Genomic DNA, 22,797 nt, shown 5'->3' with positions numbered 1-22,797 from the left:
CGCGAATGGACCATTTTCTGGTTTGACTGGACCACTTTGCGCGAACGTGCGATAACGCCCTGATTTCAGAATGACAATAGAACGCAGTGAAAAGCGTTGAAGGAGCGTCGTTGGAGCCCCAGCAGAGAATCGATCAGTTTGTCGCGCTCTATCGTGCCCAGCCCGGGCGGCTCAGTAAGCAGGTGCGCGTTGAACAGGCGCTACGCTTGGCCATTACTCAGCACTGGGAAGGCGGCCGGCTGCCCGCTCACCGGGCGCTGGCTCAGGCCATCGGCTGTGCGCGCCAAACCCTGGCCAACGCCATCGAGACCCTCAAGGGCGAGGCGCTATTGAAGACCGCCCACGGTCAGGGCACGTGGATACGCAGACCCCCGGCCGCACCTTCCGCTCAGACGAGCGCCGCGCCACTTTCCCGGCGCGCCCGCCAAGTGCTGGGCGCCCCAGGGTCGAGCCGTATTCAAAGCGGGGCCTTCATGCCCGGCATCCCCGATATCGCTCGCTTTCCCATGCGCCGCTGGCGCCAGCTCTACGGTAGCGTGACGGTCGCGCAAAACGCGCTGCTGCTCTCCTACTCCACCGGCGGGTATGGGCCGCTCAAGCGGGCGATTCGCGACTTTCTCGCTCGCTGGCGCAACATCGACTGCGACGTGGATCAGATCATCATCACCGATGGCACCCATAACGGCATCGAGCTTTGCGCCATGGCGCTCACCGATGTGGGCGATACCGTGGCGATGGAGTCGCCCTGCTACTGGGGAGCGCGCAATATCTTCGCGGCTGCCGGTCTCGAGATCGCCATGACGGCCTGGCACCCGGATCACGGGCATCGCCTGACGCCACCGCCCGGCCCCGTAGCGCTTGCGTACCTGAGCGGCTCGCACCACTATCCGCTGAGCGTGCCCACCAGCGCCAGGCACAAAACGCAGCTGATCAAGGCGCTGACGCCGACCTACGTGCTGGAAGACGATTACGAATTCACCCGTGACGATCATACCGAGCTACTGTTCGACCCAACTTCTGCCCGGCATTTGCTGGTCGGCTCGTTTTCCAAGATGATGTTCCCCGGCCTGCGCCTGGGCTATCTGGTGGTGCCACATCACCTGGCAGAGCCGATGAACCGATTACGCAGCGAACTCTTTCGTGAAGGGCGTATGCTCGATCAAGCGGTACTCGCCCAGTTCATTTTCGACGGCGATCTGGACAGCTGGTGCCGGCGCATTCAGCGCGACTACCTGGGCCGCCAGCAGGTGCTGCACGACCAGCTTTGCCGGCTACCCCGAGTCACCCGCGTCTCTTCGCCGAGCAGCACCATTAGCCTGTGCGTCGAATTCGAGCCCGGTGTCGACGATATAGCCCTTTCCCAGGCGCTATTGAAAGAGCATCTGATCGTGCGTCCGCTGAGCCTGGTGTGTGCCCCAGGCGATGACCGCGCGGGGCTAGTGATGGGGGTGGGCATGCTCTCCGGCGAGACGCTGACCCGGGAGGTTCAGCGCCTGCGCCAGCACCTGACCGCGCTTTTACGCTAACCAGGCACACGACAACCACAAGCAAGGGAGAAGTCATGTTTTATGTCAGCGGCGTTACCGGCCCGGCGCGGCACGTTCACCACCTTTGGGCGCTGCTGGCCATGCTCATGCTCTCGGGTTGCGCTACCTTCGCGCCGAGCCCGCCTCAGGACCAAACCAACGTTTGCGAGATTTTCCGCGAACAGCCGAGCTGGTACGACTACGCCCGCGACTCGGAAAATCAGTGGGGCACACCGATCGCCACGCAAATGTCGTTCATTCAACAGGAGTCGTCGTTTCGCAGCCACGTCAGGCCGGATCGCAAATACTATCTCGGCTTCATCCCCGGCCCCCGGCCCTCGTCCGCCAAGGGCTACGCTCAGGCCCAGGACCCGGTGTGGGGCGAGTACCGCGACCAGGCCGGTAGCCTCTTTGCCCGGCGTACCCACATGAAGCACGCCACCGACTTCATCGGCTGGTACAACGCGCGCACCCGCGCCCAGACCGGTATTTCATTGAACAATCCCGAGCACCTTTATTACGCCTACCACGAAGGCGCGGGCGGCTATCAGCGCGGCACCTATCGCAACAAGCCTCACGTGCTGCGCGCCGGGCGCCAGGTGGCGAGCCGCGCCGGGCGTTATCAGGCGCAGCTGGGCGCCTGCGAAGCGGAGTTTCAATGCCGCAAGTTCTATCAGGTCTGGCCGTTTTGCCGTTAAGGAATCTACATGACCGTTATGATCGGCGCCGCTCTGGTCGGCGTAGTATTTTTCACCTCGATGCTGTCCGGCGTTTTTGGTATGGCCGGAGGGATGGTGCTGCTGTGGTTTTTGCTGCTGGTCTTTCCGGCCGCCTCGGCCATGGCGGTGCACGGGGTGATTCAACTGACGGCCAACGGCTCGCGCGCCTGGCTGTCGCGGCGCTATATCGTCTGGCGCATAGTGGGCCAGATGGCGCTGGGGGTGGTCAGCGCGGCGGCGCTTTTGGTGTCGGTCAGCTACAGCCCCAACGCCGCGATCGTCTCGTTGCTGCTGGGGATGATGCCGCTGCTGATCTGGATGCCCAAGCGCTGGCTTCATCTAAAAGCCAATCGCGCCAGCCACGCACTCGCCTGCGGCTTCGCTTCGGGCGGGCTCACCATCGTCGCCGGTGTGTCAGGCCCGTTGATTGACATCTTGTTCGTGCGCTCGCAGATGGATCGCCGTCAGGTGGTCGCCACCAAGGCGATGACGCAGGTCGTGGCCCACAGCATCAAGATCGTTTTCTACCTGGGCTCGGCGCTGACGCTGAGCACCGGGGAGTGGGGCATCGTGCTGCTGGCGGCGCCGTTTGCGCTACTGGGCACGCGCGCGGGTACCTTTATTCTCCACCGCTTGACCGACGCCAACTTTCGCACCTGGACGCGTTGGATCGTCACCGCCATCGGCGCGTTCTATTTCGTTCAAGGGCTTGTGCTGCTTAATCAATGACAGGCCGTCGGTCAATAGCCTTTATATTGACACGCCGATTAGCTGTCGCTATCGTCAAAAGATAGAAATGATAACCAGTTCCCTTTAGAGGCATTCAGCAGGATAGTCCCATGGCCAATGAGCAGCGCCAGCTTCGCCAGACCCTCGTGTTTTTGCGAACCTCGTTCGAAGCGGTTCAGCACTCCATTGCCGGGCGCCTGGACGACCCGCTGCCCTGCTGGCTGGATACCTCGATGCTTTCCATGCTGTCGCGGTAGCTGAATCGCTGCAGCAAAGAGGCCAAGCCGCTGTTTTCTCCCCAAGCGGTCGAGCAGATATTGCTGGCTTCGCAGCAGTGCGAGCTACTTCTCAAACAATGCCCAGGCGTACTTAGCAGCGCCGTGTGCTACCGCCAACTCGCCGCGATCATGCTACCGCTTGCCAGCGCCATCGGGCAGATCGATATACCTGTCAAAAGACGCTGGCCTTGGATGAAAAGAACATGATTTATTTTCACCCGCTCTAGGGCCTGTTGACGTTTCGCATGGGTAGCCATAAAAAGCCGCAGGCCAGGGCCACCATGCTTTCGTAGTTTCGCTTCAGCTTGTCGTAACGCGTCGCGATGGCGCGATACGGCTTCAATCGTGCGAAGGCGTTCTCGACGAGATGCCGATAGCCATACAAGCCTCTGTCCAGGTTGGCATTTCCCTTTTTTGAGTTGCGCTTGCGTGGAATCACGGCTTTCATGCCCCTTGCCTCCACCTGCTCACGGATAGATTCACTGTCATGGCCCTTGTCAGCTACAAGCGCATCACCGGACGGCAAATCATCAATCAAGGCATGGGCTTCTGTACTGTCGTGTACTTCACCCCCCGTGACCCTGAAAGCATTGGGGAGCCCGTAAGCATCAACGGCCAGATGAATTTTGCTGGTGTTGCCAGCGCGGCTTTTACCAATGGCTTCTGCCTCTCCTGTAGAGGCCCCTGTACTGTCCTGATGCGCCTTGACGTAAGAACCATCAATGAATAGCCACTCGATATCAGGATCCTCCACCAGCGTACTGAAAAGCGTCATCAGTTTTCCTGCTGCTGACCAGGCGTTGAACCGCTTGTAGATCGTATTCCAGGACCCAAACGCCCCGGGCAGGTCCCTCCACTGGCAGCCCGTGCGCATCCGGTAAAGGATACCTTCCACCGTGAGTCGCAGACTGGCCTTGTCATGAATACCTTGTTGAAGGAGGATGGGTTTTAGCTTCGACCAGTGCTATCCGTGAGCATGTGTCGTGGCATCGCAAGCTCGCCGTTTGTCGGTGTGAGAACCTCTATTCTGCGAGCCTGCTCCTGTCCTGCAAAATCTTCTTCGTTCAAACGTCAACAGGCCCTAGTAAAACAATTGGCTCGCCGTTCGACAAACGCCTCGACAGAGCACTTCAAAACCGCGTGATTGTCCTTGTATTATTTCCCGCCTCCGCTTGACCCCGATATTTATCATGATAAATTCACTACAAGGTGCCGGTGAGCGCCTACGCCAAGACACATTACAAGAAGGGTATCCTTATGGCCGAACGACACTCCGCGAGCCTCTCCGGCACGTGTAAAAAGTGGTACCAGTCGGTTCCCGACCCAATGGTTTTGATCTTCATTATCTTGGTCGCTACTTACTGTTTGACCTTTATCATTCCCGCTGGCGAGTTTGAGCGTGTTACCCAGGATGGTCGCACGGTGGTAGTGCCAGGTTCTTTTGCCTACCTGGAGAATGTCGCCAACATTCCTCTTTTTAATATTTTCGTCGCGATTCCTGAAGGACTCATCTCTGCCTCCCAATATTTGTTCATCGTTTTTATTGCCGGAGGGCTTTTTCATATTCTGCAAAAGACCGGCGCGTTAGAGAACGCCATCGGCGTAGCGGTGAACCGCCTTGGCGTTCAACGGCGCAATACGATCATCGTCGTCGGCACGTTTATCTATGGTTTTTTTGGCGTTGCCGTCGGATTTGAAAACAACATTGCGCTAGTCCCTATCGCAATACTCATCGCTAGCGCCATTGGCTGTTCCAGTTTGGTGGGGGCCGCCATGGCCGTCGGCGGTATTGGGGTTGGTTTTGCGCTCTCGCCCATCAATCCCTATACCGTCGGCGTTGCTCAGGGGATAGCGGAACTGCCGACGTTTTCCGGTGCATGGCTTCGCACGCTGCTGGTACTTTCATCGCTTGCGCTGCTCTCGCTGTATATCTGCAAGCGTGTCGTCAAGATGGAGTTCGAAGAGCCGGACAACGCAGAGTCACTGAGCAAACCACTCAGTGAATACCGCCTTTCCAAACGCAACATCCTTACCATGGTCGTGTTTGCAGGTGGCCTGATCGCCATGTTGATCGGCGTTTTCACACGTGGTTGGTACATCAACGAAATTGCAGGCATCTTTTTATTGTTAGCCATTGTCATCGGGGCCTTGAATGGCCTTTCAGCGAACGGCATCGTTAAGCAGATGATGGAGGGCGCTGCCAGCGTGACGGCGGGCGCGCTGGTAATCGGGGTAGCGGCCTCCATTCAGGTCATTCTTGAGCAAGCGGTGATTATCGATACCATCGTCAACTCGCTGAGCACCATGATCGACGGTATTCCGTCCATATTTTCAGCGATCATGGCCAGTGTAGTGCAAGGTGTGATCAACCTCTTTGTTCCTTCTGGCTCGGGCCAAGCCCTGGTGACCATGCCGATTCTGATTCCTGTGGCGGATCTCGTCGGCATGAGCCGTCAACTGATGATCACCGCATTTCAGGTGGGTGACGGCTTGACCAACCTGATCGTACCTACCTCCGGCGGCACACTCGCCATGCTGGCTCTGGGGCGTGTCTCTTACGCTCAGTGGCTGAAAGCGATCATGCCGTTTATGGTACTGGTCTATGGACTTTCTTGGGTAGGTCTGGTGATTGGCCACTTGGTGGGTTACTGAGTACAGGAAGCCGAGATGACGCTTTCACTGGTTCACTGCCATCCTGCCACGGGCACGGTGGCAACCATTACCGCGACGGGCGGAGTGGCAGTAGGTGGCTATGTACATCACTGCTGGCGGGGAGTGGGTGCATGCGTAACCCAAGGGCGCTTTACCAACCCGTGGTACCCATCTCGGGTATATGCAGCCCTTGCGACGGGGGCCAGCGCCCAGCAGGCACTTGATGCGGCCATTAGCGAAGATAGCAGCTCTACGCTACGCCAGTGCTTGGTGATGGATATGCATGGCGACTCAGCGGTGCATTCGGGTACCGAGAATGTCGCCCAGGTAGGTGAAACCTGCTTCCCCGGCGTGGCCGCCGTTGGCAACATGCTAAAAAGTGGCGACGTCATACAGATACTGGCAACGCGGTTTTTAACGCTGAGTGCCGAGAATAGCGACGCGGCAATTCAGCGAAGCAAAGTGCCTCACTACTCCTCCCATCACGATCAACGTCTGCTTATGCATCTCATTGGCGCTTTGGATGCCGCTTTATCAGCGGGAGGCGATAAACGCGGCACACGTTCGGCCGCGCTGCGCATTGAATCATTCCAACAGGCACCTATCGATTTGCGCGTTGATTGGTCAGACGACGTCGTAACGGCTTTGCAGGCGTTGGCCGGCCACTTTACGGCTAGCGACTTCCAGGACTTTTGGCGCCGACTGCCGCTGCAATGAAAGAGTGGCTACAGGAGAATTCATGACCGATGAAGCTGTTCCTACCACCTTTGCTCGAGGCGAGCTGGGCCAGATATTGCTCGATCGCCTGGACGAAGCGGCCGAGTACTCGGAACCAGGCCCCGGCGTTACACGACTCTTCTGCTCCCAGGCACACCATGAAGTACTGCCGCTAATCAGTACCTGGATGAAGCGCGCAGGACTTACCCCCCAGCTGGATGCCGCCGGTAATCTTGTGGGCCGCTGCCCCAAGGCTCAAGCGGGTGCCAAAACGCTCATCATGGGATCTCACCAGGACTCTGTCATCGAGGGTGGCAAGTATGACGGCATGCTGGGCGTAGCCCTCCCGCTATTAGCGCTGGAAGCACTCGACCGTCAAAGCGTTACTCTACCCTATGGGATAGAAGTGGTCGCGTTTGGTGATGAGGAGGGAGTGCGCTTCCCAACCACGCTGGTGGGTAGCAAAGCATTGGCAGGGAGTGTAACGCCTGATCAGCTTGACGCGCAGGATCCTGAGGGCATTTCCCTGCGAGAGGCCTTGACCACGTTCGGCTGCACGCCTGACGATATTCCCGCTGTCGCTCGAAATCCCGACAGGACGCTGGGCTTTTTAGAAATTCACATTGAACAAGGACCGATCCTTGAGCAGCGCAATCATGCCGTAGGCATTGTGACAGCCCTGACAGGGATTGAACGCCACCAGGTCACACTCAGCGGCAAAGCGGGGCACGCAGGCACGACACCCATGGAGATGCGCTCCGATGCGTTAGTCGGTGCAGCGGAGATGGTGCTTGCCATTGATCATTTGCTGCAGGATACCGCCGATCTGGTCGGCGTGGTGGGAAAACTCGATGTTCATCCCAATGCGGTCAATGTGATACCCGCTCAGGTAACGTTCACGATCGAGCTACGCTCCCCAGAAGCCTCTATTCGCAAGTATGGTAGAGAAGCCGTAACCACCGCCTTGGAAAAGGTAGCGAAACGCCGTGGATTGAGCATTGAAATTGAAAACACCTATAGTGCCGATGCGGTGGCGTGCGCCGACTGGATGATGACAGCTCTTGAAAAGGCCTGCACGAAGGTTGGTCAACCAGCAGATAGGCTGTTTAGCGGTGCAGGGCACGATGGCTTGGCCATGCAGCTTTTGACCGACATCGGCATGCTGTTTGTGCGCTGTAAAGATGGGCTTAGCCATCACCCCGACGAAGCCATCAGCGCAGACGACGGTGACATCGCAATCCGGATCGTGATGGCATTCCTGCAACAGCTAACGCCGCCGTGATGCCTGCCCTTTGTAGGTTATATCAACGATTCGGGTAGAAAGCCTCGGCGTACCTGAGCTTCCTGCTGGTTCATCACCCGCTGGGCGTCAAGCATGTGCTCGCGCATGATATTGTAAGCACTTGCGGCATCACCCAGTTCAATGGCATCCAGAATTTCGGCATGATAACGACAGCCGGTCTGCCCAAGGTCGTAAGTCACCGGCTCATAAAGGCGATGGTAAATCGTTAGATCCGAAAGCACCTGGATGGTGAATTTAATCATGAACGTCAGCAGTTGATTGCCACCGGCCAACTCAGCGAGCATCAAGTGAAAGTGCAAGGAATCAAGATGCTGCTGCCGTTCGGTCTCGCTATCGTTTGCAGGACCTGCGTAGCTATGCAGGCTTTCACGTAAACGCGTCATATCAGCAGCGGTCACCTTGCCCGCCAATGAGGCGGCGAGTTCAGGCTCTAGCGCCAAACGAATCTGGTAAATATCCTTGATCGATATCTCTTTGAAAAAAAAATAGTTACTCAGCAGCGACACGGCTTTGGCATCGCTCATCTCACGCACAAAGGCACCACCACCCGGCCCGGTACGAGTTTCTACCAACCCCTGGGCTTCCAGCACCCGCATACTCTCGCGCACCGTGCCTTTGGACACTTGTAGCGTTTCCATTAATTCTGACTCGCCAGGCAATCGATCACCTGGCTTCAGCTGCCTATCCACAATCCAGCACTTGATGGTTTCCGCCACCTGATAAGGCCGACGCTGGGGTGCACTCTTCGACATGCTAACAAAGCCTTCCTGACGAATAAGCCTTAAGAATATCAGAGAGATGCTCCGCTAGGCGCCCTCGAGTGACGCAGAAAGCTACCAGCAGGGCCTGCAAGAACCAGGCTGGTGATTAGTAGCAAACTGGTCTATTCTGATTTTATCGATATCCAATCGCATAAAGGAATTTTGCTGAATGGCCTTTGCAACACTTTTTCAACCACTGGAACTGGGTAGCCTGCCCCTTCCCAACCGCGTCATCATGGCGCCGCTAACCCGGGCGCGCACGCCAGATAGCGTGCCCGGCGAACTGCAGCGCGCCTACTACGGCCAGCGCGCCGGGGCGGGGCTGATCATCAGTGAGGCAACGAACATTTCGCCCACCGCCCGGGGCTATGTCTATACGCCCGGCATCTGGACCGACGAGCAGGAAGCAGGCTGGAAAAAGGTCGTCGATGCTGTACATGCCAAGGGCGGGCGTATGGCGCTGCAGCTCTGGCACGTGGGCCGCGTCTCCCACGAAATGGTGCAGCCCAACGGCCAGCAGCCGGTCGCGCCTAGCGCGCTGAAGGGTGAAGGCGCCAACGCCTTCGTCGAGTTCGAGGATGGCAGCGCCGGTCAGCACCCGGCCAGCACGCCGCGCGCGCTTGAGACCGACGAGATCCCCGGCATCGTCGAGGACTACCGCAAGGCCGCCCAGCGCGCCAAAAACGCGGGCTTCGATATGGTCGAGGTGCACGCCGCCAACGCCTACCTGCTCAACCAGTTTCTGGCCACCGGTACCAATAAGCGTACCGACCGCTACGGCGGCTCGATCGAGAACCGCGCCCGTTTCCCGCTCGAGGTGGTCGATGCGGTGATCGAGGTGGTAGGCGCCGATCGCGTGGGCATCCGCCTGACGCCGTTCATCGAGATCTTCGGGCTGACCGATGACGAGCCCGAAGCGATGGCGCTCTATCTCGCTGACGAGCTCTCCAAACGCAACATCGCCTATATCCACCTGAACGAGCCCAACTGGGCCGGCGGCGACAATACCTTCCCGGACGGCTTTCGCGAGCGGATGCGCGAGCGCTTCAACGGCCGCTTGATCTACTGCGGCCACTACGACGCCGAGAAAGGCGAGGCAATGGTTAAAAGCGGTAACAGCGATCTCATCGCGTACGGACGCCCTTATATCGCCAACCCGGATCTGGTCGAGCGTTTTCGCGTGGGTGCGACGCTCAACGAGCCGAATCCCGATACGTTCTACGGCGGCGATGAGAAGGGTTACACCGACTATCCGTTTATGGATAACGGGTATGATCGGCTGAAATAATCGAGGTCTGACAAATCCGGGTTTAAATCAGATTATTGACGTTTTCTGACAAACCCTGTCTGATTCAAGGCACCCTTTCGCGGGGTGCCTTTTTTGTAGCCGAACGGCCCACGGATAAGGGAATTTCGCCTACTTTGTCGTCAGGGATCGCCTGCCCATCGCAACAGCGGGCGTTGGCGGTGCCACCATATGGATCAGGCCTGGGGTGTTGTGCCATGGAGAGTGTTTCCCTTCCCGTTTGGCTCGCGGGCGTGTCGCTTGTGCTCGGCGCGCTGGCCGTCGCACTCTATTTCTATCGCCGAAGCGCTCGCCCGCCGAGCGAGGCGCCGCCGACTTCGCCCATGCAGACGCCCATTCGGCCCGCCCAGGCGTGCTCGGCGCCTGACCCATCGGCGGCGCCGGCCGCTCCACAGAGCCTGGCAGGACGGCGTCAACATGCGCTGTTCGTGATTTTCGCCAAGCCGGACGCCACCACCGACGAGCGCCTGACCGAGTGGCTGCGCGGCAAGAACGCCCGGTTCGACGCCGAGCGGCGGGTGTTTCTGATCGATGGTCAAAAGCGCACCAACCCGATCATCGTCGCCAACGCCTACCCGCCCGGCGAAATGCCGGATCTTCTGAGCGGCGAGCTGCGTGAGACGGTGCGCGGCGTAGTGCTGCTGGTCAAACCGCCGATTCACCGGCGCCGCAACCAGCAGATGCACGTTTACGTGACCCTGGCCCAGGAGATGGACGACACCTTCCGCGGCCGCATCCTGGACGGCGAGCAGAACCCGGTTTCCGAGCTGACCTATCGGCGTATTCTGGGTGAAGAGCGCCGCCGTTAGGCGACCAGCCCCTGGCTTCGCAGGTAGTCGTCGTAGCTGCCGCTGAAGTCGACGATGCCGTCGGGCTGCATGTCGATGATGCGCGTGGCAAGGCTTGAGACGAATTCGCGGTCGTGGCTGACGAACAACAGCGTGCCCGGGTAGTGCTCGAGGGCCAGGTTGAGCGCCTCGATGGATTCCATGTCGAGGTGGTTGGTCGGCTCGTCCATCAAGAGCACGTTGGGGTTGGTCAGCGTCAGCTTGCCGAACAGCATCCGGCCCTGCTCGCCGCCGGAGATGACCTTCACCGACTTATTGATGTCGTCGCTCGAGAAGAGCATCCGCCCGAGCGCGCCGCGCACCACCTGCTCGCCGCCTTGGGTCCACTGCCCCATCCACTCGAACAGCGTGGCGTCATGCTCGAAGTCCGCCGCGTGGTCCTGGGCGAACACGCCAAGCTCGGCAGCGTCGGTCCACTTGATTGTGCCTGCCTGTGGGGCGAGCTCACCGGCAAGTGTTCTCAATAGCGTCGTCTTGCCGATGCCGTTGGGGCCGATGATGGCGATGCGCTCGCCGGCTTCCACCCCCATCGAGAAGCGCTCGAACAGCGGCGGATTGCCCTCGAACCCCTGGCTGATTGCCTCGACGCCCAGCGCGTTACGGTGGATCTTTTTGTTCTGGTCGAAGCGGATGAAGGGGCTCACTCGGCTCGAGGGTTTGATCTCCTCGAGCTTGATCTTGTCGATCTGGCGCGCCCGGGAGGTCGCCTGCTTCGCCTTGGAGGCGTTGGCGGAGAAGCGGCTGACGAACTGCTGAAGCTCGGCAATCTGCGCCTTCTTCTTGGCGTTGTCCGCGTGCTGGCGCTCGCGGGCAGCGGTGGCGGCGGTCATGTACTCGTCGTAGTTGCCGGGGAACAGCGTGATCTCGCCGTAGTCGAGATCCGCCATGTGGGTGCAAACGCTGTTCAGAAAGTGGCGATCGTGGGAGATGATCACCATGGTGCTGCTGCGCGCCTTGAGGATCTCCTCGAGCCAGCGGATGGTGTTGATGTCCAGGTGGTTGGTCGGCTCGTCGAGCAGGAGCACGTCCGGGTCGGAGAAAAGCGCCTGGGCGAGCAGCACCCGCAGCTTCCAGCCCGGCGCCACTTCACTCATCGGGCCGAAATGCTGCTCGAGCGGAATCCCTAAGCCCAGCAGCAGCTCGCCGGCGCGGGCCTCGGCGGTGTAGCCGTCGAGCTCGGCGAAGCGCACTTCGAGATCCGCCACCGCCATGCCGTCCTCTTCGCTCATCTCGGGTAGGCTATAGATGCGCTCGCGCTCGGCGGCCACCTTCCAGAGTTCGACGTTGCCCATGATGACGGTGTCGATCACCCGCTCGCTCTCGAAAGCGAACTGGTCCTGGCGCAGCTTGCCCAGCCGCGTGGTGCGCTCGAGCATCACCTGACCCGACGAGGGTTCGAGCTCGCCGCCGAGAATCTTCATGAAGGTCGACTTGCCGCTGCCGTTGGCGCCGATCAGCCCGTAGCGGTTGCCGTTGTTGAATTTGACCGAGACGTTCTCGAACAGGGGCTTGGCCCCGAACTGCATGGTGATATTGGCGGTGGCGATCAAGAGGAGCCCCTGGTTGGCTGGGTGCGAAAGTGAACGCGCGAGCGCGTGAAAGGCTCGCGATTCTACGCGCTCTCAAGGCGTCTGGCACTACCGAGGATCAATCGCCCCCGGGTGGAAGGAGTTCGAGCAGCGCGCGGCCGCGCATCAGCGCCTCGAAGCGGGCGCGCAGCAGCGCCGCGATACCGTCGTGCTCGCCCACCAGTCGGGTGGTGGTGATGCGAAGGTTCGGGTGGCGCGCCTGGGCCTGGCGGCAGATTTCGGCGATGTCGCCGCCTTCACCGGCGTGGCGGCCCGGCGAAAGAAAAAGCAGCGCCACCACCACCGTGGCCTCACCAAACTCGGGACTCTCGAGCAGGTTCTCAAGCAGCGGCTCGTTGAAGCGGTACTCATCCCCCTCGCGGCGCTCCATCGAGGCTGGCGCCACGCAGGCGACGCGCTCGCCCAGAAGCGCCCCGAGCTGGCCCGCCAGCCGGTTGCGCACCGCGGTGACCTCGAAAATCGGGCTGCCGTGATCCACCAGCGCCACGCGCGGCGGTGCCCCATCGGGCAGCACCTCCAGAACGTTGTCGGCGAGAATACCGGACAGGCGCAGGTCGTTGTCGCCGCGCTCGTCGACCAGCGGCATCGCCACGCGCACGGCAACGTTTGGAAAGCGCGCCTGAAGCTCGGCCATGCGCTTGGGCAGGTAGTCGGTCAGCGCGCGGCTCTCGCCGAAGAAAAACGGAATGACGATGATCTCCCGCGCGCCCTCGGCGGCGCTGCGCTCGGCGGCGGGGCCCAGCGTGCGGGCGGGTTCGCCATCGAGTTCTTCCACGGCAATCTTGTTCGAGTGCAGCAGCGACGCCGGCGTGACCGGCTCGTTGATCTGCTCGCCGAGCGCCTTCGCCACGCGGCGCAGATTAAACACGGCGGCGGGTTTGAGCGAGCCGTTATCGACCAGAAAAATCGCGCGCATGCGCCTCTCCCGAAGAGCGTTTGTCGCCATGTTATCATGACGTTTTCACTCTACATCTTCTCATGATCACCGGGTAAGCCCCATGCTGATAGACACCACCGCCGTCAACCAGAGCCGCCGCCCCTTCGACGCCAACGGCGATATCTGGCTGTTCGGCTACGGTTCGCTGATCTGGAAGGCGGACTTTCCCTTTCTCGAGCAGCGTCGGGCCTTTATCGAAGGCTTCGAGCGGCGCTTTTGGCAGGGCTCCCACGACCACCGCGGAACGCCAGAGGCGCCGGGGCGGGTGGTCACCTTGACCCGGGCGGAGGGGGCGATCTGCCACGGCATGGCCTATCGCATCAGCGAGGAAACCCTGGCACCGCTGGATCATAGGGAAAAAAACGGCTACCTGCGCGAGATCACGCCGCTGCATCTCAGCGATGGCCGTCAGGTGCAGGGACTCGTCTACATGGCGACCGAGGAGAACCCGGCGTTTCTGGGGCCTGCGCCGCTCGAGGCCATGGCGCGCCATATTCATGAAGCCGTGGGCCCGAGCGGGCCCAACCGTGACTACCTGATGAATCTTGCCCGGGCACTGCGCGAGCTCGACGTGGAGGATGTACACATCTTCGAACTCGAAGCCGAGCTTTCGCGCTTTTAGGTCCTTCTCACGAAGCCATTCGAGTTACCAGTAGCGCGGATAGCGGCGGTGGCGGGCCAGGTTGTTGACCAGAATCGCCACCACCAGCATCACTACGCAGCCCATGCCGATCGGCGCGAGCGGGTACCACCAGCCAAGCGCGTGAACGCTCGCCCCGCCGCCCACGGCGATCAGCGCCGCCGCAGCACCTGGCGGATGCACCGTGTGAGTCAGTTGCATCACCAGAATCGAGAGCGACACCGCCAGCGCCATCGAAAACGGCGTCGCGCCCAGCAGCTGGTAGCAGGCCACCCCCACGGCGGCGGAAAGTACGCTGCCGAACAGCACGTGGCTAGGCTGGGCGAAGGGGCTTTCCGGGGCGGCGTAGATCAACACCGAGGTGGCGCCGAAGGAGCCAACGATCAGAAGCTGCTGGGTCAGCCAGTGGGCGCTGAGCCAGCAGATCAGCGCCATGCCGCAAAACGCACCGACCCAAGACCATAATGCATCCTGCCAGCCGACCCGCGCGCGCTTGAACGGCTCGCCGCGCATTTTGCCCAGGTAGGTTCTCATGGCACCCTCTTAAGCACTAAAAGAGTGCAGATGATCGCAAATTGCACCAGATAAGCAAATATTAATACGTCATACGCTTATGAAGCCTTGCGCCCCCCCTGAACACGGGCCACCGTGCGGTGCTACATCATCAGCCAGGAAAGAATGAACAGCGCGATGAAGGTCTGCACGATGCCGCCGATGATCGAGCCGCGCAGAAAGGATTTGATCCCGCCCCACAGAATCAGAAGCCCGATGATCAGCACCACGATGCTGAAAAAGGAGTCGTTGATGCCCAGCGAGCGCGTCAGCCCGTCGATGAAATCGCCGAACGCACCAAAGAAATTGGAGAAGATACCGAGCAGAAACTCCACCACCACGCGAATCGCCCCGCCAATGGCCTCGCCCACTTCATCGAAAAATCCGTTTGCCTGCATGCGTGATGTCCCTGGTCTGAAGGAGTACGGCATTGTCGATCAAAAGGCCGCCCAGGGCAAAGCAAAGTACCTGTTTTGCAAACCACGAATCTTGTAGTTCGCCAAATTTGATAAGCTATTTCGTACTCTTGCTCCCGCCGTCTATCAGTGGTGCCCAATGCTTAATCAACGCGCGCTCGTTTACCTCAATGAAGTTATTCGTAGAGGATCTTTACGCCGGGCGGCCGCGCATCTGGACGTCGATCCTTCGGCGCTGAGCCGCCAAATAAAAATGCTGGAAGAGTCGCTGGGCAGTAAGCTCTGCGAACGGGTGGGTAGCGGGATGCGCGCCACCCAAGCGGGCATTTTGCTAGCGCAGCATTTCAATACACAGCGAGCTCAAGAAGAGTCCGTACTTTCCGAAATCAACGCGTTGCAAGGACTTTCACGTGGCAACGTGCGCATCGCCGTGGGCGAGGGATTCATCGCGGATCTGATCGCCCGACCGCTGGGTGAGTTCATGACCACCTTCGAGGGTATCAACGTGGATATCCGTATGGCCGGGGTGAACGAGGCAATGTCGCTGCTGAAGGACTACGAGGTAGATCTGGCGCTTTTATACGCCCCGCCCGTGGATTCAGCGCTTTATTGCCATGTGGAAACACGTCAACCTCTCGACCTAATCGTGCCGCCTGACCACCCACTCTGCCAGCTACGGCGCGCCGTTAACCTGAGCGATTTGCGCCGCTGGCCGCTGGGTTTGATGGATAACCCCTTCGGGATGCGCCAAATGGTCAACATGGTCGAACATCACGAGCGCCTTCATCTTGAAGCGCGCCTTTATACCAACTCGGTAGCGGTACTGAAAAATTTCGTGCGCTCGGGCATCGGCGTCACTTTTATGCCGGAATTGACCGTGGAGGACGAAATTCGGCGTGGCGAAATAATTCCCCTTCCCATGCAGTACGCGTTAATGAACGATGCCCGGGCTCAAATCGTTAGCCTCAGGGGCCACGATTTGACCGTAGCCGCTAGCGCCTGCTTACATCATCTTCATCAGGGCATGCGGTTCTTTTCCGCCAATGCGCCTCGCCTGTTGACGTAAAGGCAACGCTTTAGGTATTGCATAGTCAACACTTCAATGCATAGTCTCATCGAGTAAAGCCTAATAACGATAAGCAGGTACTCATATCTGCTCTTACAGGAAACAGGAGACATTCGATGTTGTGTTTTAATCTCTCGCGCCTTGGCGCTGCGTGCCTGCTGGGTTCGATGGCCATGGTCAATACAGCGTTTGCGGCTACGACGATCAACCTCAGCTACAACGGCGCACCGGACCCGGAAAAGAACGCGGTTCACGTATTCGCTACCAATTTGAAAGAGCTGGTGGAAGAGCGTACCGATCATGAGATCGAGCTGCGCTTGTTCGCCAACAGTATGCTAGGTAGTGAAGAAGAGCGCATGGAGCAGACCATGAATACGCCCATGCTCAACATTGCGTCCTTTGCCGGCGTCTCACCGCTGGCCGACGAACTCTTCGTCAGCGCCATTCCGTTTTTGTTCGAGGACTTTGACGCCGCGCGCACTTTCTTCGATGAAGGTAACTACTGGCAGGCCTTCAGCGATGAACTGCGTGAGCGCGCCGGTGTGGATATGCTGGCTGTGGTCGAAGAAGGCGGCTTTCTGGCGTTTACCAACAACGAGCGCCCGATTCGTCAGCCAAGCGACTTCGAGGGCTTGCGCTTTCGCGCCATGGATCCAAGCCAGGTCGCGCTTTACGAATCCTTTGGCGCCTCCGGCACGCCGATTCCCTGGACTGAAACCTACATGGCGCTACGTACCGGTATCGCTAACGGTCAGATGAATCCGCCGATGTACATCATCCTGGCGAGCCTTTATGAAGTACAGAATTACCTGACCCTGGCCAACATCCAGTACTCGGATCAGTTTTTGGTAGGCAACAGCGAAATGATTGCTGGCTGGGATGACGATCTGCGTGATGCCTTCATGGACGCCGTGAACGAAGCCAACCAGCGCGCCCGCGAAGCTAACGAAGCACAAGTCGAGTCACGCATTGCCTATCTCGAAGACGAAGGCATGGAAATCATTCGCCCAAGCGACGAAGAGCTGGAAGCCTTCAGAACTATTGGCCAGCCCGCCTACCTTGAATGGCTTGAAGGACGAGGTATCGATCAGCGCTGGATCGACATGGCCCTCGACGATGCAGGGGAAAGCGCGCTCACCCAGTAAATCCTCTTCCTTTTCGATGATGGGGCTAGTCACGGCTAGCCCCGTTGCTGCTTTTACGCTGGAGCGATCATATGGCTACTTCGTTTCGCCCTCGCCTGCTCGACGCCAGTCGCTCTATTTCTCTCGCCCTGGCGGGCGGGCTGCTGGCGATCAACGTGTTGGTGATTCTCTACGGCGTGCTCACCCGCTACGCGCTGGGTGGCGCGCCGATTTGGACCGATGAACTCGCACGCTTTTTGATCATCGCCACGGTGATGCTCGCCGCAGGCGCGGTATGGTCGGAAGGCGGCCATATGCGCGTTGCTCTTTTGGAGCGCCACTTGCCGGCGACGCTGGCGCGTCTTTTGAATCTCTATCAGTGGTTGGTCACGCTGGCCATCGCTCTAGGCGGGGCCTGGATCAGCTATCGCTACGCGGTGTCGCCATCGGTCGGGCTATTCAAGACGTCGGGGCTTGGCATTAGCCGTTCGATTCCGCTTTTTTCGCTGGCCATCGGTTTCGCCCTGCTGGCTTGGCACGTACTGCTTTACGGGCCCGCCCCACTCAAGACGGTGGAGGACGAACAATGATTCTAACCATGCTGGCGGTCTTTCTAATCCATGTGCTGCTTGGACTACCCCTATTCCTTTCACTGCTGGTCACTGCGCTGACGGGGTTTCTCTTCGTTGACCCATCCATGATCATGCGCATGATGCCCCAGCAGTTCTTCGGCGGCATCAATGTCTTTTCGCTGATGGCGATTCCGCTTTTCATCCTGGCCGGCAACCTGATGAATGCAAGCGGGCTGACCGAGCGGTTGATGGGGTTCGCTCGACTGATCGTCGGCCACCTACGCGGTGGCATGGGGCACGTCAACGTGGTGTCGAGCGTTTTCTTTGCCGGCGTGAACGGCTCGGCGGTGGCGGATACCTCGGCGCTGGGGTCACTGCTGGTACCCGCGATGGAAAAGGAGGGCTACTCGCGCGCCTTTGCCGCCGGCCTCACCGCGGGAAGCTCGCTGATCGGGCCGATCATTCCACCCAGCATCTTCATGATTCTCTACGCCTCGCTGACCAATACCTCGGTGGGTGATCTGTTTTTGGCCGGTGTCGTGCCCGGTATCATTCTCGGCCTGGCCTTCATGGGCATGAACGCCTGGTACGCCTGGCACCACCGGCTACCCAAAAGCGGAAGTTTGCCCTCGTTCAAGGAGCTTGGTAGCGCCTTCATAGCCGCCACGCCAGCGCTCGTCGCGCCGTTTATCATCGTCGCGGGCATCGTGCTGGGATTTGTCACGCCTACCGAGTCCGGTGCCCTCACTGCCCTCTATGTAGCGCTTTGTGGTGTGGTACTAGGTAGGCTCAGATTGCGCCACTGCTGGCAGGCCGTGCGGGATACCGCTCGGCTCACCTCAGCGATTTTTTTGATCATGGCGGCATCGTCCATCATTAGCTGGCTGCTCTCCTACGCCCAAGTGCCGACTCAATTCGTCGAACTACTCTCGCCCTATGTGGACAACGCGATTCTCATCCTGCTGCTGCTCAGCGCGATTACCTTCGTGACCGGCATGTTCATGGAAGAGGTCTCGGCGCTGATGCTGCTGACACCTATTTTCGCCCCGGTCGCCATGATGGCGGGCATTGATCCGGTGCATCTAGGAGTAATCATCACTCTTAATATCACTATTGCCCTGATCACCCCGCCACTGGGAGCGTGCGTATTCGTCGCCGCCGCCGTCAGCAAGCTGGAAATCGTCTCCCTGTTCAAAACCATCTGGCCATTCGTACTGCTGGCCGTTTTCGTACTGGTTCTGCTTATCGTGTTCCCCAATCTGACCCTCTGGCTGCCTAATGCTCTTGGATGAATCGATGCCTCTTTCCCATGCCGCCCTCTCCGTCATACCGAGTGATCCAGCACCGGACTGGCTGCGGGTCAACGACTTGCCTATTGTAGATAACGGTGAACGCCTGCTGCCGCTGAGCCTCGCTCCGGCGCCCATTCGCGTATTTCCAGCCTATTCACGCTTAGGTATCCCAGGTGCGTTAAACGAGTGTTTCGTACGCGAAGGCGTCTACCGTGCGCTGGTCGCAGCGGCTCAAAGCCTGCCAAAAGGCACTGGAATGATCGTGCTAGACGGCTGGCGCCCTTGGCGTGTACAGCAGTATCTATTCGAAACACTGTATGAAGCGATCGCTCACCGCTATCCGGAGCTGGAGAATGATGAGCTGTTTAAGCGTACCCGTGAATTCGTCTCGGTGCCTAGCATCGAACAGGCCGCTCCCAGCCCTCACCTTACCGGCGGTGCCGTGGATGTCACATTGTGCGATGACATCGGTGTGCCGCTGGACATGGGCACGCTGTTCGACGAGGCCATGCCCGCCTCGAACACCGCGCATTTCGAGCGCGATGATATCGACGAGCGCGAGCGCCGTGTTCGGGACAACCGCCGGCTGCTCTATCACACCATGTACGCTCAGGGCTTCACCAACCTGCCAAGCGAGTGGTGGCACTTCGACCTTGGTGACCAGCTCTGGGGGCATTACAGCGGCCAGTGCAAAGTGCCGTACGGCCCCGCTACGCTGGATACCATTGAGAATCGATGGCGACGCCAGCTGGGTTAAACCTTCACAAGAACGCGCGAAACCGGCTACATTAAAGCGCGACCACGTTCACGTCCTTAAGGAGAGTCTTTGATGCCCAGCGTACTGATTACCGGCGCCACGTCCGGCTTCGGCAAAGCCGCCGCCTACCGTTTTGCCAAAGCCGGATGGTCGTTGATTCTGACCGGGCGTCGCGAGGAGCGACTCAAGGCGCTGGAGAGCGAGCTTTCAAGCCAGGTCGACGTGCTGACGCTAACGCTCGACGTGCGCAAAAGTGACGCCGTTGCCCAGGCGCTCAATGATCTGCCGAAGAAATTTCTGCCACTGACGTGTTTGATCAACAACGCTGGGCTCGCGCTGGCGCCGCAGCCGGCGCAGAAGGTCGAGCTGAAGGATTGGCAGACCATGATCGACACCAACATCACCGGGCTTGTGAACGTGACCCACGCGGCGCTGCCGCTTCTGATCGAGCATGGCGCTGGCGCGAGCATCCTGAATCTGGGGTCGGTGGCCGGGCAGTGGCCGTATCCGGGTGGGCACGTTTATGGGGCGTCGAAGGCGTTCGTGCAGCAGTTCAGCTACAACCTGCGCTGCGACCTTCTCGGCACCGGCGTGCGCGTGACCGACCTTGCCCCCGGCATGGCGGAAACCGAGTTCACCCTGGTGCGTACCAAGGGCGACCAGGCCGCCTCCGATGCGCTCTATCGCGGTACCACGCCGCTTCAAGCAGAGGACATCGCCGAGCAGCTCTATTACCTGGCGACCCTTCCGGCCCACATCAATATCAACCGCCTGGAGATCATGCCGGTACGCCAGGCCTGGTCACCCTTCGCCGTGGATCGCGACCAGCAATAATGAGCAGCGCGGTCAGTAGCTGACCCGATTACGCCCTTGCTCCTTGGCGGTGTAAAGGGCGTCGTCGACGCGCTTCATTACGCTTTTCTGCGATTCGTTGAGGCGCGCCTCGATCACACCCAGGCTTACGGTCACCTGCCCCGCCGTACCGAAATCGGCCTCGCCAACGCAGCGGCGAATCTTTTCCGCCAGCTGCACTGCCTGCTCCAGGCAGGTTTCCGGGGCCAGAATCATGAACTCCTCGCCGCCCCAGCGGGCGCAGACATCCACCTGGCGCAGGTTGTCGCAAAGAATCTTCCCCAGCTGGGCCAGCACCTGGTCGCCGACGTCGTGACCGTGGCTATCGTTGATTGCCTTGAAGAAGTCGATATCGAGCATGATCAGCGAAAACGGGCGCACGTAGCGGCTGCGCCGGCCGATCTCGGTCTTGAGCAGCCGGTCAAAGCGAACGCGGTTGTACAGCCCGGTCAGCATGTCGGTCGTGGCCAAACGCTCAAGCTCGGCTTCTCTTTCCACGCGCTTGGAAATATCGCGCTGCACCAGCACCAGTACGCGTTCGCCAAGGCCAGGCATGGTCATCGCCGTGATGCGCCACTCGATCAAAAGCGCGCGCTTGCCCACGGCCAGCGGCCAGCTGCTCTTGTCGAGCCCGGAAAGTGAATACCCCTCCTCAAGCTCCCCGTTTGCCAGCGCCTGGTTGAGCGTGCGCAGGAGCTTGCGGTTTTCGTTTTCGCACCCCACGATGGTCGGCGAAGCGCCCAGCCACTGCTCCCGCCCTCCGCCCCAGAAGCGCGTGTACTCTTCGCTGACGTCGAGAAGGCGCAAATGACGACTCGCTGCTTGGCCCACGCCCAATACCGCAATGGCTTGAGGGTGTGACTCCTTCAAGGAAGGAGGGGACATTGCCAAGGGTTCCAACATGGTATTTTCATCCAGTGAAGTTATATGCAGCGCCCTTATAAGCTGACCGCCTGGGACCCGTAAGCCAGCGGTTCTCTTTTACATTATGATACACTTTTTTACCCAATGTAGAGATATCCTGCGCTAACCGTGAGCGCCATTACATGGATAAACGTGTAGTACAGGGCACTTTAGAGCGCGCGCTTCCCTGCCGCTATCCCTAACCTTTCTTAAAAGTATTTGATTTTTAACGCATACGGCTTTTTACACGCAGAGTTCTGACAACGTATGCGTCATCGGGTTGCCGTTGAACGGATAAAAAAATACCCCCGGTAATGTTACCGGGGGTACTGCGTACGGATGACCTGTGCGAGTGCTTTGCTACGGCTGCTCGCTTTAGTGAGCCAGCATCTCCTCGACGATCTGGTCGCTATTCATGTCGCTTGGGTAGTAGGTCGGCCAGTTCGTCACCTCGTCCAGCAGCGCGCCGCGGTCATCGCCCCAGTAGAGGTGGAAGTGGTGGGCATCGGTCGGGTAGATGCTGTGGTCGCTGAACTGGATGTAGCGCGGCATCTCGTCGCTGTCTTCGTTTTCGAAAATGAACCGCACGCCACGGTTGCCGGCCTCGTACTCCAGAATCTCGTAGCCGTCGTAGGCGTAGTGGGCGCTGCTCTCTTCACCGTTTTCATAAAAGGTCACGGTGTTGCCGTCGATGACGATGCGCTCGACGTCGGTCTGGTAGCCAACCTCGTAATACTCGGCGTACTCCTCGGCGGTCATGCTGGCGTTTTCCGCCTTGTGTTCGAACACCGGCTCCAGCGTGCCATCCTGAAGATAGGGGTAGACGGACTGCCAGTCGCCTTCCCAATCGGTCAGTTCGCGGTCCTGCACCTGCTCGTCGTCGAAGTGGCCGGCGTAAATGTCGCTATCGTGATCGTGAGCGTGCTCATGATCATGTTCGTGGGAGTGATCATGAGAGTGGCCATGATCGTGTTCGTGGGAATGTTCATGCTCGTGGTCATGGGAGTGCGCATGTCCATTGCTGTCGCTCTGCGCGTGTGCCCCTTGCAGGCCTGCGATCATCACCGAGCCCACGGTTAGCGCGCCAAGCGCCTTTTTCGTCAAGCGTGCCATACGTTCTCCTTTTTTACGTGACTGTTTTTTGCGTGACTGTTTTTTTCACGACTGTATTAATGCGATTGTCCGAGTCCCTTGGCAGCGACGTGCCAACGACCAAAAAATATAATATAACATAACGATAAAGAAGGCCCTCGCCTGG

General features: G+C 59.3%; 24 protein-coding genes. 16 read left to right on the top strand and 8 right to left on the bottom strand.

Annotated elements, in window-relative coordinates; translation table 11 throughout:
- Nucleotides 1-110: 110 nt before the first annotated feature.
- The 4 genes from ACGK9R_RS01230 to ACGK9R_RS01215 all read left to right on the top strand — a co-directional run bounded on the left by ACGK9R_RS01230 (nucleotide 111) and on the right by ACGK9R_RS01215 (nucleotide 3,231).
- Nucleotides 111-1,526, top strand: a complete 1,416-nt coding sequence (locus tag ACGK9R_RS01230) for a PLP-dependent aminotransferase family protein (protein ID WP_394577743.1) — start codon at nucleotides 111-113, stop codon at nucleotides 1,524-1,526.
- Between the two features lie 35 nt (nucleotides 1,527-1,561).
- A complete protein-coding gene (locus tag ACGK9R_RS01225; RefSeq protein ID WP_394577742.1) occupies nucleotides 1,562-2,224 on the top strand; it encodes a lysozyme-like domain containing protein in 663 nt (220 codons plus the stop codon).
- 9 nt (nucleotides 2,225-2,233) lie between these two features.
- Complete coding sequence (locus tag ACGK9R_RS01220) at nucleotides 2,234-2,974, top strand: TSUP family transporter (protein WP_394577741.1); 741 nt, start codon at nucleotides 2,234-2,236, stop codon at nucleotides 2,972-2,974.
- A 110-nt stretch (nucleotides 2,975-3,084) separates the two neighbouring features.
- Nucleotides 3,085-3,231, top strand: a complete 147-nt coding sequence (locus ACGK9R_RS01215) for a hypothetical protein (protein WP_394577740.1) — start codon at nucleotides 3,085-3,087, stop codon at nucleotides 3,229-3,231.
- A gap of 244 nt (nucleotides 3,232-3,475) precedes the next feature.
- Here ACGK9R_RS01215 and ACGK9R_RS01210 read toward each other — a convergent pair.
- Nucleotides 3,476-4,242 (bottom strand): IS5 family transposase gene (locus ACGK9R_RS01210; protein WP_394578553.1). Its coding sequence is split into 2 segments (ribosomal slippage): nucleotides 3,476-4,215 and nucleotides 4,215-4,242, totalling 768 coding nucleotides; the frame shifts between segments, so codons are not numbered across the junction.
- A gap of 267 nt (nucleotides 4,243-4,509) precedes the next feature.
- On the opposite strand from ACGK9R_RS01210, the gene ACGK9R_RS01205 reads away from it, so the two are divergent.
- Genes ACGK9R_RS01205 through ACGK9R_RS01195 form a run of 3 tightly spaced genes read left to right on the top strand, consistent with a single transcriptional unit; the run spans nucleotide 4,510 to nucleotide 7,903 of the window.
- Nucleotides 4,510-5,904, top strand: coding sequence for a YfcC family protein (locus ACGK9R_RS01205; protein ID WP_394577739.1), 1,395 nt, complete (start codon nucleotides 4,510-4,512; stop codon nucleotides 5,902-5,904).
- A 15-nt stretch (nucleotides 5,905-5,919) separates the two neighbouring features.
- Complete coding sequence (locus ACGK9R_RS01200) at nucleotides 5,920-6,621, top strand: DUF1028 domain-containing protein (RefSeq protein WP_394577738.1); 702 nt, start codon at nucleotides 5,920-5,922, stop codon at nucleotides 6,619-6,621.
- 22 nt (nucleotides 6,622-6,643) lie between these two features.
- The gene (locus tag ACGK9R_RS01195) at nucleotides 6,644-7,903 is read left to right on the top strand and encodes an allantoate amidohydrolase (protein WP_394577737.1); all 1,260 of its coding nucleotides are present in this window, start codon (nucleotides 6,644-6,646) and stop codon (nucleotides 7,901-7,903) included.
- A 17-nt stretch (nucleotides 7,904-7,920) separates the two neighbouring features.
- Here ACGK9R_RS01195 and ACGK9R_RS01190 read toward each other — a convergent pair whose 3' ends face one another.
- On the bottom strand, nucleotides 7,921-8,676 hold the full coding sequence (locus ACGK9R_RS01190; protein WP_394577735.1) for a FadR/GntR family transcriptional regulator: 756 nt from the start codon (nucleotides 8,674-8,676) through the stop codon (nucleotides 7,921-7,923).
- Nucleotides 8,677-8,854: 178 nt separating this feature from the next.
- Here ACGK9R_RS01190 and ACGK9R_RS01185 point away from each other — a divergent pair, with 178 nt between their 5' ends.
- Complete coding sequence (locus tag ACGK9R_RS01185; protein ID WP_394577734.1) at nucleotides 8,855-9,973, top strand: alkene reductase; 1,119 nt, start codon at nucleotides 8,855-8,857, stop codon at nucleotides 9,971-9,973.
- A 215-nt stretch (nucleotides 9,974-10,188) separates the two neighbouring features.
- Nucleotides 10,189-10,800, top strand: a complete 612-nt coding sequence (locus ACGK9R_RS01180) for a hypothetical protein (protein WP_394577733.1) — start codon at nucleotides 10,189-10,191, stop codon at nucleotides 10,798-10,800.
- On the opposite strand, the gene ACGK9R_RS01175 is transcribed toward ACGK9R_RS01180, so the two are convergent.
- Both ACGK9R_RS01175 and ACGK9R_RS01170 read right to left on the bottom strand, forming a co-directional pair.
- The gene (locus ACGK9R_RS01175; protein ID WP_394577732.1) at nucleotides 10,797-12,389 is read right to left on the bottom strand and encodes an ABC-F family ATPase; all 1,593 of its coding nucleotides are present in this window, start codon (nucleotides 12,387-12,389) and stop codon (nucleotides 10,797-10,799) included. The two genes, ACGK9R_RS01180 and ACGK9R_RS01175, sit on opposite strands and share 4 nt — an antisense overlap.
- Nucleotides 12,390-12,486: 97 nt before the next feature.
- Complete coding sequence (locus ACGK9R_RS01170) at nucleotides 12,487-13,344, bottom strand: sirohydrochlorin chelatase (RefSeq protein ID WP_394577731.1); 858 nt, start codon at nucleotides 13,342-13,344, stop codon at nucleotides 12,487-12,489.
- A gap of 82 nt (nucleotides 13,345-13,426) precedes the next feature.
- On the opposite strand from ACGK9R_RS01170, the gene ACGK9R_RS01165 reads away from it, so the two are divergent.
- Complete coding sequence (locus ACGK9R_RS01165) at nucleotides 13,427-13,987, top strand: gamma-glutamylcyclotransferase (RefSeq protein ID WP_394577730.1); 561 nt, start codon at nucleotides 13,427-13,429, stop codon at nucleotides 13,985-13,987.
- A gap of 24 nt (nucleotides 13,988-14,011) precedes the next feature.
- Here the strand turns inward: ACGK9R_RS01165 and ACGK9R_RS01160 are convergent, their stop codons facing one another.
- Nucleotides 14,012-14,539, bottom strand: coding sequence for an HPP family protein (locus ACGK9R_RS01160; RefSeq protein WP_394577729.1), 528 nt, complete (start codon nucleotides 14,537-14,539; stop codon nucleotides 14,012-14,014).
- A gap of 122 nt (nucleotides 14,540-14,661) precedes the next feature.
- A complete protein-coding gene (locus tag ACGK9R_RS01155; protein ID WP_394577728.1) occupies nucleotides 14,662-14,955 on the bottom strand; it encodes a hypothetical protein in 294 nt (97 codons plus the stop codon).
- 157 nt (nucleotides 14,956-15,112) lie between these two features.
- On the opposite strand from ACGK9R_RS01155, the gene ACGK9R_RS01150 reads away from it, so the two are divergent.
- The 6 genes from ACGK9R_RS01150 (at nucleotide 15,113) to ACGK9R_RS01125 (ending at nucleotide 20,618) form a co-directional block, all read left to right on the top strand.
- On the top strand, nucleotides 15,113-16,039 hold the full coding sequence (locus ACGK9R_RS01150; RefSeq protein WP_394577727.1) for a LysR family transcriptional regulator: 927 nt from the start codon (nucleotides 15,113-15,115) through the stop codon (nucleotides 16,037-16,039).
- 116 nt (nucleotides 16,040-16,155) lie between these two features.
- Nucleotides 16,156-17,184 carry a TRAP transporter substrate-binding protein DctP gene (dctP, locus tag ACGK9R_RS01145; RefSeq protein WP_394577726.1) on the top strand — a complete coding sequence of 343 codons (1,029 nt, stop codon included), beginning with the start codon at nucleotides 16,156-16,158 and terminating at the stop codon, nucleotides 17,182-17,184.
- 71 nt (nucleotides 17,185-17,255) lie between these two features.
- Nucleotides 17,256-17,753 carry a TRAP transporter small permease gene (locus tag ACGK9R_RS01140; RefSeq protein ID WP_394577725.1) on the top strand — a complete coding sequence of 166 codons (498 nt, stop codon included), beginning with the start codon at nucleotides 17,256-17,258 and terminating at the stop codon, nucleotides 17,751-17,753.
- The gene (locus ACGK9R_RS01135; protein WP_394577724.1) at nucleotides 17,750-19,027 is read left to right on the top strand and encodes a TRAP transporter large permease; all 1,278 of its coding nucleotides are present in this window, start codon (nucleotides 17,750-17,752) and stop codon (nucleotides 19,025-19,027) included. Before ACGK9R_RS01140 ends, ACGK9R_RS01135 begins: the two co-directional genes overlap by 4 nt.
- Before the next feature lie 4 nt (nucleotides 19,028-19,031).
- Entirely contained in the window at nucleotides 19,032-19,784 is a 753-nt protein-coding gene (locus ACGK9R_RS01130; RefSeq protein ID WP_394577723.1) for a M15 family metallopeptidase, read from the top strand.
- 72 nt (nucleotides 19,785-19,856) lie between these two features.
- Nucleotides 19,857-20,618 (top strand): SDR family NAD(P)-dependent oxidoreductase, encoded by a 762-nt coding sequence (locus ACGK9R_RS01125; protein ID WP_394577722.1) that lies wholly within the window; start codon nucleotides 19,857-19,859, stop codon nucleotides 20,616-20,618.
- A gap of 12 nt (nucleotides 20,619-20,630) precedes the next feature.
- Here ACGK9R_RS01125 and ACGK9R_RS01120 read toward each other — a convergent pair whose 3' ends face one another.
- Together ACGK9R_RS01120 and ACGK9R_RS01115 are read right to left on the bottom strand one after the other, a co-directional pair.
- Nucleotides 20,631-21,521, bottom strand: a complete 891-nt coding sequence (locus tag ACGK9R_RS01120) for a GGDEF domain-containing protein (RefSeq protein WP_394577721.1) — start codon at nucleotides 21,519-21,521, stop codon at nucleotides 20,631-20,633.
- Nucleotides 21,522-21,914: 393 nt separating this feature from the next.
- Entirely contained in the window at nucleotides 21,915-22,652 is a 738-nt protein-coding gene (locus tag ACGK9R_RS01115; protein WP_394577720.1) for a metal-binding protein ZinT, read from the bottom strand.
- Nucleotides 22,653-22,797: the final 145 nt, after the last annotated feature.

The sequence above is a fragment of the Halomonas sp. HNIBRBA4712 genome, from assembly GCF_043558675.1.
Lineage (GTDB): Bacteria > Pseudomonadota > Gammaproteobacteria > Pseudomonadales > Halomonadaceae > Vreelandella.
The sequence above is the reverse complement of the archived record's forward strand: the minus strand, read 5'-3'. Positions and strand labels throughout refer to the sequence as shown.